The organism is Caulobacter sp. LARHSG274, assembly GCF_052871235.1.
Genome location: NZ_JBIXJO010000011.1, coordinates 42,177 through 53,143, shown reverse-complemented (window position 1 = coordinate 53,143; position 10,967 = coordinate 42,177). Strand labels below are relative to the sequence as shown.

10 protein-coding genes and 1 pseudogene are annotated in these 10,967 nt (G+C 69.5%); 7 read left to right on the top strand and 4 right to left on the bottom strand.

Features of this window, described 5'->3' with window-relative positions; genetic code table 11:
- Positions 1 to 539: 539 nt before the first annotated feature.
- The 4 genes from ffh to ACIPQB_RS17210 all read left to right on the top strand — a co-directional run bounded on the left by ffh (position 540) and on the right by ACIPQB_RS17210 (position 3,817).
- Positions 540 to 2,075 (top strand): signal recognition particle protein, encoded by a 1,536-nt coding sequence (ffh, locus tag ACIPQB_RS17225; RefSeq protein WP_446486481.1) that lies wholly within the window; start codon positions 540 to 542, stop codon positions 2,073 to 2,075.
- A gap of 25 nt (positions 2,076 to 2,100) precedes the next feature.
- Positions 2,101 to 2,619 carry a 30S ribosomal protein S16 gene (gene rpsP, locus ACIPQB_RS17220; RefSeq protein WP_446486480.1) on the top strand — a complete coding sequence of 173 codons (519 nt, stop codon included), beginning with the start codon at positions 2,101 to 2,103 and terminating at the stop codon, positions 2,617 to 2,619.
- 66 nt (positions 2,620 to 2,685) lie between these two features.
- Positions 2,686 to 3,234, top strand: a complete 549-nt coding sequence (gene rimM / locus ACIPQB_RS17215) for a ribosome maturation factor RimM (protein ID WP_446486479.1) — start codon at positions 2,686 to 2,688, stop codon at positions 3,232 to 3,234.
- 10 nt (positions 3,235 to 3,244) lie between these two features.
- On the top strand, positions 3,245 to 3,817 hold the full coding sequence (locus tag ACIPQB_RS17210; protein ID WP_446486478.1) for an NUDIX hydrolase: 573 nt from the start codon (positions 3,245 to 3,247) through the stop codon (positions 3,815 to 3,817).
- 21 nt (positions 3,818 to 3,838) lie between these two features.
- Here the strand turns inward: ACIPQB_RS17210 and ACIPQB_RS17205 are convergent, their stop codons facing one another.
- Positions 3,839 to 4,696 carry an acyl-CoA thioesterase gene (locus tag ACIPQB_RS17205; RefSeq protein ID WP_446486477.1) on the bottom strand — a complete coding sequence of 286 codons (858 nt, stop codon included), beginning with the start codon at positions 4,694 to 4,696 and terminating at the stop codon, positions 3,839 to 3,841.
- A gap of 79 nt (positions 4,697 to 4,775) precedes the next feature.
- Here ACIPQB_RS17205 and ACIPQB_RS17200 point away from each other — a divergent pair.
- Positions 4,776 to 5,678: pseudogene (locus ACIPQB_RS17200) on the top strand (histone deacetylase family protein); the annotation flags it as partial.
- A gap of 409 nt (positions 5,679 to 6,087) precedes the next feature.
- On the opposite strand, the gene ACIPQB_RS17195 reads toward ACIPQB_RS17200, so the two are convergent.
- Both ACIPQB_RS17195 and ACIPQB_RS17190 read right to left on the bottom strand, forming a co-directional pair.
- Positions 6,088 to 6,507, bottom strand: a complete 420-nt coding sequence (locus ACIPQB_RS17195) for a PaaI family thioesterase (protein WP_446486476.1) — start codon at positions 6,505 to 6,507, stop codon at positions 6,088 to 6,090.
- Positions 6,504 to 7,001, bottom strand: a complete 498-nt coding sequence (locus ACIPQB_RS17190; protein ID WP_446486475.1) for a PaaI family thioesterase — start codon at positions 6,999 to 7,001, stop codon at positions 6,504 to 6,506. Before ACIPQB_RS17190 ends, ACIPQB_RS17195 begins: the two co-directional genes overlap by 4 nt.
- Between ACIPQB_RS17190 and ACIPQB_RS17185 the strand changes: the two genes are divergently transcribed.
- Together ACIPQB_RS17185 and ACIPQB_RS17180 are read left to right on the top strand one after the other, a co-directional pair.
- Positions 7,000 to 8,049, top strand: coding sequence for a ligase-associated DNA damage response exonuclease (locus ACIPQB_RS17185; RefSeq protein WP_446486474.1), 1,050 nt, complete (start codon positions 7,000 to 7,002; stop codon positions 8,047 to 8,049). The two genes, ACIPQB_RS17190 and ACIPQB_RS17185, sit on opposite strands and share 2 nt — an antisense overlap.
- Before the next feature lie 2 nt (positions 8,050 to 8,051).
- Positions 8,052 to 9,659 (top strand): cisplatin damage response ATP-dependent DNA ligase, encoded by a 1,608-nt coding sequence (locus ACIPQB_RS17180; RefSeq protein ID WP_446486473.1) that lies wholly within the window; start codon positions 8,052 to 8,054, stop codon positions 9,657 to 9,659.
- On the opposite strand, the gene ACIPQB_RS17175 is transcribed toward ACIPQB_RS17180, so the two are convergent.
- Entirely contained in the window at positions 9,656 to 10,876 is a 1,221-nt protein-coding gene (locus ACIPQB_RS17175; RefSeq protein WP_446486557.1) for a multidrug effflux MFS transporter, read from the bottom strand. The genes ACIPQB_RS17180 and ACIPQB_RS17175 overlap by 4 nt on opposite strands.
- Positions 10,877 to 10,967: the final 91 nt, after the last annotated feature.

Sequence of the window (10,967 nt, the reverse complement as noted above, 5' to 3'; positions counted from 1 at the left end):
CCCTCAGTCGCCGTCCCTCGAGAAAAACGGTTCCGCGGAGCGGTCTGTCCACGCCGAAACGCACACACTAACCCCACGGTCCCCGGGCTTGGCCCGGCCGCTCCGCACCTCCTCACCCCCTCGCCGCGAAAGCCCGAGGTCGAAGCGCCGTGTCTGTAAACGATCCCCTCTTACGCGCCGTGCGTCCTTCGAGGCTCGCCTGCGGCTCGCACCTCAGGAAGAGGAACCCCGGCGCTGGAGTCCTCATCCTGAGGCGCCCTCCGGAGGAGGGCCTCGAAGGACGCACGGCCTCCCCCAATCCGGAAGGCGCCGCCCTGCCCAGATCCAGGCCGCTCAGCAGGCGGCGCACCGATTTTGACTCCGCCTTCCTTTCGGTGCATAAGCGCGCCCTTCCGGCGCTTCATCAGCAGCGCCTCCACCGTCACGACCCCGGCCCGCTAGCGTGGGATCCATCCGGACGAGGACGGCGAGGACCCCCATCGACGTGATCGTCCATGGGGGCTGATGGCGTTTGGGTCTTGGTTTAACGCGAGTTCCGCATGTTCGACGGCCTTACAGAGCGACTTTCAGGGGTGTTCGACCGCCTCGGCGGTCGCGGCGTGCTGTCCGAGAAGGACATCGACGAGGCGCTGCGCGAGGTCCGCGTCGCCCTGCTGGAAGCCGACGTCGCCCTGCCGGTGGTCAAGGACTTCATCAGCAAGGCCAAGGACGCCGCCCAGGGCGAGGCGGTCATCCGCTCGGTCAAGCCGGCCGACCAGGTGGTCAAGATCGTCTATGACGGTCTGGTCGACATGCTCGGCGGCGAGGTCCCCACCGGCCTGAACCTGGCGCTGAACCCGCCGTCGGTGATCCTGATGGCCGGCCTGCAGGGCTCGGGCAAGACCACCACCACCGGCAAGCTGGCCCTGCGGCTCAACAAGATCGAGCGCAAGAAGGTGCTGGTCGCCTCGCTCGACACCCGCCGCCCGGCCGCCATGGAGCAGCTGGCCACCCTGGCCAAACAGGTCGAGGTCGAGAGCCTGCCGATCGTCGCCGGCCAGAGCGCCGCGGATATCGCCCGGCGCGCCCTGACCGCCGCCAGGCTGGGCGGCTTCGACGTCCTGATCCTCGACACCGCCGGCCGCACCACCCTGGACGAGGCGATGATGAGCGAGGCGGCGGAAATCGCCCGCATCGCCCAGCCGTCCGAGACCATCCTGGTCGCCGACAGCCTGACCGGCCAGGACGCGGTGCGCACCGCCAAGGCCTTCCACGAGCGCCTGCCGCTGACCGGCCTGATCCTGACCCGGGCCGACGGCGACGGCCGCGGCGGCGCGGCCCTGTCGATGCGCCATGTCACCGGCCTGCCGATCAAGTTCCTCGGGGCCGGCGAGAAGATCGACGCCCTGGACGTGTTCGACGCCCGCCGGGTGGCCGGCCGGATCCTCGGCCAAGGCGACGTCGTGGCCCTGGTCGAGAAGGCCGCCCAGGACCTCGACCACGCCGAAGCCGAGCGCATGGCCAAGAAGCTGGCCAAGGGCCAGTTCGACCTCAACGACCTGTCGGCCCAGCTGGGCCAGATGCAGAAGATGGGCGGCATGGCCGGCATCATGGGCCTGCTGCCCGGTGTCCAGAAGGTCAAGAAGCAGATCGCCGAGAGCGGCATCGACGACAGCGTCTTCCGCCGCCAGCAGGCGATCATCAGCTCGATGACCAAGCTGGAGCGCAAGAAGCCCGACGTGCTGGCCGCCTCGCGCAAGCGCCGCATCGCCGCCGGGGCCGGGGTCGACGTGGCCGAGGTCAACCGCCTGCTCAAGCAGCACCGCCAGATGGCCGACATGTTCAAGGCCATGAGCAAGGACGGCGGCAAGAGCATGGCCCGCATGGCCCAGATGATGGGCGGCGGCGACATGGCCAAGCTCAAGGCGATGGGCGGCGGCAAGCTGGCCTCGTCCGATCAGACTTCCGCGGGAGGCCTTGGCGGCCTTCCGGGGCTCCCCGGTCTTCCGGGATCCGGGGGCGGCGGCGACGCCAAGCCCAACCTGCTATCCGGTCTGGGCGGCCTGCCCCCCGGCTTCAACCCGTTCAAGAAATAGAACTTTAGACTCAAGGACTACGAAAATGCTGAAGATCCGTCTCGCCCGTGGCGGCGCCAAGAAGCGCCCCTACTACTCGATCGTCGTCGCCGACAGCCACTCGCCCCGCGACGGCCGCTTCATCGAGAAGGTCGGCACCTACAACCCGCTGCTCAAGAAGGACGACGCCTCGCGCGTGACCCTGAAGGTCGAGTCGATCCAGGAGTGGCTCAAGAAGGGCGCCCAGCCGACCGACCGCGTCGCCCGCTTCCTGGCCGCCGAGGGCCTGGTGCAATGGACCCACGGCGAGAACCCCAACAAGGGCAAGCCGGGCAAGAAGGCCCAGGAACGCGACGCCGAGCGCGCCCAGCGCGACGCCGACCGCGTCGCCGCCGAGGCCCAGGCCAAGGAAGACGCCAAGGCCGCCGCTGAAGCCGCCGCGGCCGAAGCTGCAGCAGCCGCCGCCGCTCCGGCCCCGGAACCGGAAGTCGTCGCCGAAGAGGCTCCGGCCGCTGAAGCCGCTGCTGAAGACGCCCCGGCTGCGGAAGAAACCACCGAAGGCTAAGGCTTTCGAGACGCGCCGCCGCCGGGTGTTCACGCCCGGCGGCGGCGCTTTTCGTTTGCGCGTCCGATGGCCCAGTCCCCCGCCGGCAACCTGATCCTCGTCGGCCGCGTCGCCGGCGCCTTCGGCGTGCGCGGCGAGCTGAGGATTGCGACCTATACCGAAGACCCCCTGACCCTGGCCAAGTTCAAGGCCCTGACCCGCCAGGACGGCTCGCCCGCCCTGACCGTGACCAGCGCCCGCGTCGTCAAGGAGGGCGTCGTCGCCCGCTGCGCCGGGATCGACACCAAGGAGGCGGCCGACGCCCTGCGCGGCCTGCGCCTCTATGTTCCCCGCGCCGCCCTGCCCGAGCCGGACGCGGACGAATTCTACCTGGCCGACCTGATCGGCCTGGCCGTGCGCCATGTCGCCACCGATGAACTGCTGGGCAAGATCAAGAGCGTGCAGAACTTCGGGGCCGACGACCTGCTGGAGATCGCCCCGGCCCTGGGCGGCCAGACCTGGTACCTGCCCTTCACCCGCGCCGCCGTTCCCGAGGTGAGGATCGCCGAGGGCCTGGTCCTGGCCGACCCGCCGGCCCTGGTCGGCGAGCCGGAAGGGCCGGAAGGCGACGATTAGGAGATCGACCATGGCGCTGGACGGAAAATGGCGGGTCACCGCTTCGCGCTATGTCCACAAGGATCGCTGGATCGCCGTCCGCGCCGACGATTGCGTCACCGAAGAGGGCGTTTCGATCGCGCCCTATTACGTGCTCGAATATCCCGACTGGGTGCACGTGGTGGCGCTCGACGCCGCCCACAACGTGCTGCTGATCCGCCAGTATCGGCATGGGCTGGGCGACTTCTCCCTGGAGCTGCCGGCCGGGGCGATGGACGCGGCCGACGCCGATCCGCTGGCCGCCGCCGCCCGCGAACTGCTGGAAGAGACCGGGCACGCCGGCGACCTGTCCCTGGTCGGGCGCACCGCGCCCAATCCCGCCATTCAGACGAACCAGATCCACACCGTGGTCGCGCGAAACATCGTCCACGTGGCCGCCCCGGCCGACGATCCCACCGAGCGGATCGAGCTGCTGTGGGTTCCGGCGAGCGAGGCGATCCGCCTGGCCCTGGACGGCGAAATGGTCACGGCGATCCAGGTGGCGTCCCTTCTGGCCGGGCTGGTCCACGCCGGCGTGGCGACGATCAAGCCTGTCACGCCATAAGGCGGATCGGCCCGCGCCCCTCTACCGCGTCCGCAGCCGCATCAGGCATTCCTGGGCCACCGAGGCCACCAGCCTGCCGTCGCGGCTGAACATCTGGCCACGCACCAGGCCGCGGCCCTGGGACGCCGAGGGGCTGTCCTGGGCGAACAGGGTCCAGGCGTTGAAATCGAACGGATGGTGGAACCACATGGCGTGATCGAGGCTGGCGGCCTGCAGGTTGGGCATGGTCCAGATCAGGCCGTGCGGGCGCAGGGCGCTGTCCATGAACGCCATGTCCGAAGCGTAGGCCAGGGCGGCCTGCTGCAGGCGCACATCGTCGCCGAGCGGCGCCTTGGCCCGCATCCAGACCTCCTTGGCCGGCGGCTTGGCGACCGGCAGGGCCGGGTTCTGCGGATCCACCCAGCGCAGGTCGATCGGCCGCGGAAACTCGGCCATCCTGAGGAACTGCGGGTCCAGCGCCTCGCCCAGCGAGCGCAGATAGTCGGCGTTGGTCGGCAGGGTCTCGGGATCGACGGCGAATGGCATCGGCGCCTGATGCTCCAACCCCTGCTCCGGGGTCTGGAACGAACAGGCCAGGTTGAAGATCTGCTCGCCGTGCTGGATCGCCGCCACCCGCCGGGTCGTGAAGGTGCCGCCGTCGCGGGCCCGCTCGACCTCGTAGAGCACCGGGGCGTTGATGTCGCCGGGGCGGATGAAATAGGCGTGCAGCGAATGGCAGACGCGGTCGGGCACAGTCTTGTAGGCCGCGGTCAGGGCCTGGGCGATGACCAGGCCGCCGAAGATCCGCGGAAAGCCGTCGTCGGGACTGACGCCCCGGAACAGGTTCACCTCGATGGTCTCGAGGGCGAGGATCTCGACCAGGTTCTCGGGCATGCGCATCCTGTTCCGTTAAGCGCGCCGGGGCGGCGGGGCAAGTCGTGACCTTGCGTCAAGCCCGCGCGCTCCCCATCGTCGCCGGATGGCCGCGTGCTTTCCTCCCATCGTCCACCATCCGGCCTTCCGCGCCGAGATGCCGCCCGGCCATCGCTTCCCGATGGACAAGTTCTCGCGCCTGGCCGCCGTGCTGGAGGCCGAGGGCCTGGCCGGTCCCGGCGGCTTCGCCCGCCCCGAGCCGATCGATCTGGAGAGCCTGCTGCTGGTCCACGACGAGGCCTATGTGCGCGGGGTGATCGAGCAGAGCTTGCCGCCCGAGACGGTGCGGCGGATCGGCATGCCCAACACCGAGTCGGTGGCGGCGCGGGCCCGGGCGGCGACCGGCGGCACCCTGCTGGCCGCCCGCCTGGCGCTGGAACACGGGATCGCCTGCAACACCGCCGGCGGCAGCCATCACGCCCAGGCCGAGACCGGGGCCGGCTTCTGCGTGTTCAACGACGTGGCGGTGGCGGCGCGACGGCTGCAGGCCGAAGGGCGGGTGGGCCAGGTGCTGGTCGTCGACCTCGACGTCCACCAGGGCGACGGCACGGCGCGGATCTTCGAGGGCGATCCGTCGGTGTTCACCTTTTCGATGCATGCGGAAAAGAACTTCCCCAGCCGCAAGGCCGCGAGCGACCTCGACGTCGAGCTGCCCGACGGCATGGGCGACGAGGCCTATCTGGAAAGGCTGGTTGCGATCCTGCCCGAATTGCTGAAGCGGGTGGCGCCGGACCTGGTGTTCTTCAACGCCGGGGTCGATCCGCACGCGGACGACAGGCTGGGGCGTCTGAATTTGAGCGACGAGGGGCTCGCGCGGCGCGAGGCGTTCGTCCTGGGCTCATGTCTGGAAAGGGAGGTCCCCGTGGCGGGGGTGATCGGCGGCGGATACGACGCCGACATCGATCGATTGGCGCATCGTCACGCCTTGCTCCACCGGGCGGCCCGCGCGGCCCTGGGGCCTGGAGGTCGCGTTCCGGTGGAGCTACGCGGCGATCACTCAGAAGCTCGTGGAGATGGAGCCGGCGATCACGACGAGGGGCAGAAGCGCCAGGACCAGGCTGGCGAAACCGGCGAAGCTGTTGGTGGTGAAGGTCATTGTCTTGGTTCCCTGAAAGTCCGGCGCGACGACCGCGTCCGGTGATCAGGGGTATAGGCCCGGCGGATGGTGAACACCCGTTACCTTTGCGTCATGAACGTCTTTTAAGAAACGTTGACGCCGAAAATTCAGGTTACAAGGGTGTAATGTGACGGTAAATCTTTTACTGGAGCAATATATTTCCTTTAGAGACCTGCGTTCGCGGGGCGGCGTGAGGTGATACCGGGCGAACCGGGAGTTGTCCTTCCAACGTGCGGCCCGCTCAATCCTCGGCCGAGGTCAGCAGGAAATGGCCGCGCAGGGCCGCGATCGGGGCGGCACGCTGTTCCTGCCAGGCCTCGACATGGACATTGGCGATCCGGCGGCCGACCTTCTTGATCTGGGCCCGGGCGAAGGTGGTCAGCGGACGGCCTGAGCGCAGGTACTCGATCGAGATGTCGATGGTCCGCGGCTGGCGCTTCAGCGGCTCGGCGATCGACAGCTGGGCCAGTGCGGTCATTTCCATGAAGGCGCCCAGCACCCCGCCGTGGATGGCCGGCAGCATCGGATTGCCGATGATGTGGTCCGAGAACGGCAGGATGGCGGTCATTTCGTCGCCAGCCAGCTCGGCCCGCATGCCGATGAAGCGGGCGTAGGGGATCGAGGACAGCACGGCGCTCAGGCGAGTGTCGGCGTCGCTCATGCTCTGTCCCCCGGATCGCGCGGCGGCTTCAGGTTGGCGCCCGGTTTGCGGCCGGCGCTGGAGTCGAGCATGAAAGCGGCCTGGGCGGCGGCGACGGGATTGTCCGGGTGGTCCTCATAGGCCACGGCCCGGACGAAGCCCACCGAGCGGGTCAGCTTGTAGCAGTGGGCCCGTGCCAGGATGTCCCGCCCGGGCTCGGCCGGCCGCATATAGTCGATGCGCAGGTCCAGCGTGGCGATCGTCGTCCATTCGGCCATGGCCGCATGCACCGCCTGGCTGCTGGCGTGGTCGAGCAGGGTGGTGACCACCCCGCCGGCGATCACCCCGGTCTCCGGGTCGCCGACGATCTCGGGCCAGTAGGGGACCTTGAGGATGGCGACGCCGCCGCCGATCTCCAGGGTCTCGAAGCCGAGCGCCCGGGCCTGGGGGCTGCCGGCGTTCATGGCGGTCGCGATCAGGCGATGCTGGTCGTTGGGGCTGTCATCACGGCTCATGGATAGGTTTATAGCCGGCCGCGTTCCCATATCCACCGTGATGAAGCCGCAAGACCTGCTCTGTCCGAAGCCCGACGGTCTCTATTGCCCGCCCGGGGACTTCTATATCGACCCGGTCCGCCCTGTGGACCGGGCGGTGATCACCCATGGCCACGCAGACCACGCCCGGGCCGGCCACGGCGTCGTGGCGGCGACGCCGCAGACCCTGGCGATCATGGCCGAACGCTATGGCGAGGACTTCGCCGGCCGGCGCACGCCCCTGGCCTATGGCGAAAGCTTCACCCACAACGGCGTCGAGGTCGGATTGGTCCCCGCCGGCCACGTACTCGGCTCGGCCCAGGTCGTGGTGCGCTGGAAGGGTATGACCGTCGTCGTCTCCGGCGACTACAAGCGCCGCCGCGATCCGACCTGCGCGGCCTTCGAGCCGGTGCCCTGCGACGTGTTCGTGACCGAGGCGACCTTCGGCCTGCCGGTGTTTCGCCATCCCGACGACGCCGGCGAAATCGCCGCGCTGCTGAAGTCGGTTGAGCAGTTCCCCGAGCGCTCGCACATCGTCGGGGCCTACGCCCTGGGCAAGGCCCAGCGGGTGATCAGGCTGCTGCGCGAGGCCGGCTGGGACCGGACGATCCACGTGCATGGCGCCATGGAACGGTTGAACCGGCTGTACGAACGCCACGGCGTCGATCTGGGTCCGCTGGCCCCGGCCACCGCCGGCGCCAAGAAGGACTTCGAGGGCGCCATCATCATCGCCCCGCCTTCGGCCCTGGCCGATCGCTGGTCGCGGCGGTTTCCCGACCCCGTCGACTGTTTCGCCAGCGGCTGGATGCGCATCCGGGCCCGGGCCCGCCAGCGGGGCGTGGAGCTGCCGCTGATCATCTCCGACCACGCCGACTGGGACGAGCTGACCGCCACTCTGGCCGAACTGCGTCCCGGCGAGGTGTGGATCACCCACGGCCGCGAGGAGGCCCTGGAGCGCTGGTGCGAGCTGCAGGGCCTGCCGGCCCGCGCCCTGCGGCTGGTCGGCTACGACGAGGAGGAGGGGGAGTAGCCATGCGCGCCTTCGCCCATTTGCTCGACCGGCTGTCCCTGACCAGCGCACGCAACGCCAAGCTGACCCTGATCAAGGACTTCCTACGCGACACCCCCGACCCCGAGCGCGGCTGGGTGCTGGCGGCCCTGACCGGAGCCCTGTCGTTCAGCGTCGCCAAGCCGGCCGCGATCCGCAAGGCGGTGGAGGCGCGGATGGACGCCCGGCTGTTCGCCTGGTCCTACGACTATGTCGGCGACCTAGCCGAGACCGTCGCCCTGGTCTGGCCGGAAAAGCCGGGGGCCAATCGGGAGCCGGATCTGTCGGACGTGGTCGAGGCCTTGCGCACGGCGTCCCGCGGCGAGATCCAGCGGCTGATCCAGGGCTGGCTCGACGCCCTCGACGCCAACGGCCGTTGGGCGCTGCTGAAGCTGATGACCGGCGGCCTGCGGGTGGGAGTCTCGGCCCGGCTGGCCAAGCAGGCCTGCGCCGATTTCGGCGGCGTGGAGATCGGCCAGGTCGAGGAGGTCTGGCACGCCATGGCCCCGCCCTATGGCGACCTGTTCGCCTGGCTGGAGGGGCGCTCCGAGCAACCCTCGCCCGACGCGCCGGGGCGCTTCCGGCCGGTGATGCTGGCCCAGGCGCTCGACGAGACGGTCGACTTCGCCAAGCTCGATCCGGCCGACTACGCCGCCGAATGGAAGTGGGACGGCGTCCGGGTCCAAGCGGTCAGCGAGCGCGGCCAGCGACGGCTCTACACCCGCACCGGCGACGACATCTCGGCGACCTTTCCCGACGTGCTGGAGGCCCTGACCTTCGAGGGGGCGATCGACGGCGAGCTGCTGGTGATGCGCGACGGGGCGGTGGCGCCGTTCGGCGACCTGCAGCAGCGGCTGAACCGCAAGACGGTCGACGCCCGGCAGCTGGCGGCCTATCCGGCCGGAATCCGCGCCTACGACCTGCTGCTGGAGGGCGAGACCGACCTGCGCGCCCTGCCCTTCGCCGAGCGACGACGGCGGCTGGAAGCCTTCGTGGCCCGCGCCGCCAGCCCGCGCATCGACCTGTCGCCGATTGAGCCCTTCGCGACCTGGGAAGACCTGGCCGCCCTGCGCGCCCAGCCGCCCAAAGGCGATCCTGCCGTGGCCGAGGGGCTGATGCTCAAGCGCTGGGACAGCGTCTACGAGCCCGGCCGGCCGAAGGGCCCCTGGTTCAAGTGGAAGCGCGACCCGCACCTGATCGACGCGGTGCTGATGTATGCCCAGCGCGGCCACGGCAAGCGGTCGAGCTTCTATTCCGACTACACCTTCGGGGTCTGGCGCGAGGATGAGACCGGGACGCGCCATCTGACCCCGGTCGGCAAGGCCTATTTCGGCTTCACCGACGAGGAGCTGAAGCAGATCGACAAGTTCGTGCGCGACCACACCGTCGAACGCTTCGGTCCGGTGCGCTCGGTGCGGGCCGACCGGGACTTCGGCCTGGTGTTCGAGGTGGCCTTCGAGGGTCTGCAGCGCTCGACGCGGCACAAGTCGGGCATCGCCATGCGCTTTCCCCGCATCAACCGCATCCGCTGGGACAAGCCCGCCCGCGAGGCCGACGAACTGACGACCCTGGAGCGGATGCTGGACTCCTAGTGAAAGCTTGCAGCCTCGGCGCCTGGTCCCGGACCGGCATGGAACATGCGGCCCTTCTCGGTGATCAGCACGGCCACCAGGCCGGCGATGCCGAAGCCGGCGAAGCCCAGGGTCAGGGGGCCCACCGTGCCGTCGAACATCTGGCCGATCCAGAAGCCGAACAGCGCCCCGCCGATGGTGGTGATGAAGCCCTGCACCGAGGCCGCCGTACCGGCCAGGTGGCCCAGCGGCTCCATGGCGATCGAGCCGAAATTCGACATCACCATGCCAAAACAGAACATCATGCCCGCCTGCATCAGGGAGAAGCTCAGCAGGGTGTCGTGGCCGCTCCAGGCGATGGCGGCATGGACCAGGGCGAAGGCGATATAGCCCACCAGGGCGGTGTGCGAGACCAGCCGCATGCCCAGCCGATCGACGATCTGGGAATTGATCAGCGACGAGACGGCGATGCCGCCGGCGATCGCCGCAAAGATCAGGGTGAACAGCTTGCCCGCCCCCAGCACGTCAACGAACACCTGCTGGGCCGAGTTCAGGAAGCCGAACAGCCCGCCCAGCACCAGGGTGGCGGCCAGGGTGTAGCCGACGGCGACGCGGTTGGTCAGGCACTCCTTGAAGGCGGCCAGCACCGGGGCGACTTCCAGCGGCACACGGTCCTGCGGATGCAGGGTCTCGGGCAGCTTGACCACCGACCAGGCGATCACCGCCAGGCCGAAGATCGCCAGCACGCCGAAGATCCACGGCCACGGCGCGACCAGCAGGATCGCCTGGCCCACCGACGGGGCGATGATCGGCACGCCCAAGAAGACGATGAACGACAGCGACATCACCCGCGCCATCTGCCGGCCGCTGTAGCAGTCGCGAACGATCGAGATCGACAGCACCCGCGTCGCCGCCGCCCCGACCCCGCACAGGGCCCGGGCGATCAGCAGCATCTCGAACGAGGTCGCGAAGGCGCAGGCGGCGGCGAACAGCACATAGAGCGACAGCCCGACCAGCAGCACCGGCTTGCGCCCGAACCGGTCGGCCAGCGAGCCATAGACGATCTGCGCCGCCCCGAAGCCGAGCAGATAGGCGGTCAGGATCCACTGCCGCTCATTGTCGGTCGTCACCCCCAGGGCGTGGCCGATCTGCGGCATGGCCGGCAGCATCGAGTCGATGGCCAGGGCGTTGGTGGCCATCATCGCGGCGATCAGGGCGACGAACTGGCCAAAACCCATGCCGGGATGGGGCGACGGGCGGGCGGCGGTAGGGGACATGGGCTCTTTTCGCTGGCCGGAAACGCCGAAGCGCCAGCGGGCGCGAGACGCA

What these genes read in the sequence shown, in the direction of transcription:
- ACIPQB_RS17195 (WP_446486476.1), bottom strand. Translation starts at nt 6,507, where the DNA reads ATGAGCGACGCCGACACTCGCCTGAGCGCCGTGCTGTCCTCGATCCCC.
- ACIPQB_RS17175 (WP_446486557.1), bottom strand. Translation starts at nt 10,876, where the DNA reads ATGGGTTTTGGCCAGTTCGTCGCCCTGATCGCCGCGATGATGGCCACC.
- ACIPQB_RS17205 (WP_446486477.1), bottom strand. Translation starts at nt 4,696, where the DNA reads ATGCGCATGCCCGAGAACCTGGTCGAGATCCTCGCCCTCGAGACCATC.
- ACIPQB_RS17185 (WP_446486474.1), top strand. Translation starts at nt 7,000, where the DNA reads ATGGATAGGTTTATAGCCGGCCGCGTTCCCATATCCACCGTGATGAAG.
- rpsP (WP_446486480.1), top strand. Translation starts at nt 2,101, where the DNA reads ATGCTGAAGATCCGTCTCGCCCGTGGCGGCGCCAAGAAGCGCCCCTAC.
- ACIPQB_RS17190 (WP_446486475.1), bottom strand. Translation starts at nt 7,001, where the DNA reads ATGAGCCGTGATGACAGCCCCAACGACCAGCATCGCCTGATCGCGACC.
- rimM (WP_446486479.1), top strand. Translation starts at nt 2,686, where the DNA reads ATGGCCCAGTCCCCCGCCGGCAACCTGATCCTCGTCGGCCGCGTCGCC.
- ACIPQB_RS17210 (WP_446486478.1), top strand. Translation starts at nt 3,245, where the DNA reads ATGGCGCTGGACGGAAAATGGCGGGTCACCGCTTCGCGCTATGTCCAC.
- ACIPQB_RS17180 (WP_446486473.1), top strand. Translation starts at nt 8,052, where the DNA reads ATGCGCGCCTTCGCCCATTTGCTCGACCGGCTGTCCCTGACCAGCGCA.
- ffh (WP_446486481.1), top strand. Translation starts at nt 540, where the DNA reads ATGTTCGACGGCCTTACAGAGCGACTTTCAGGGGTGTTCGACCGCCTC.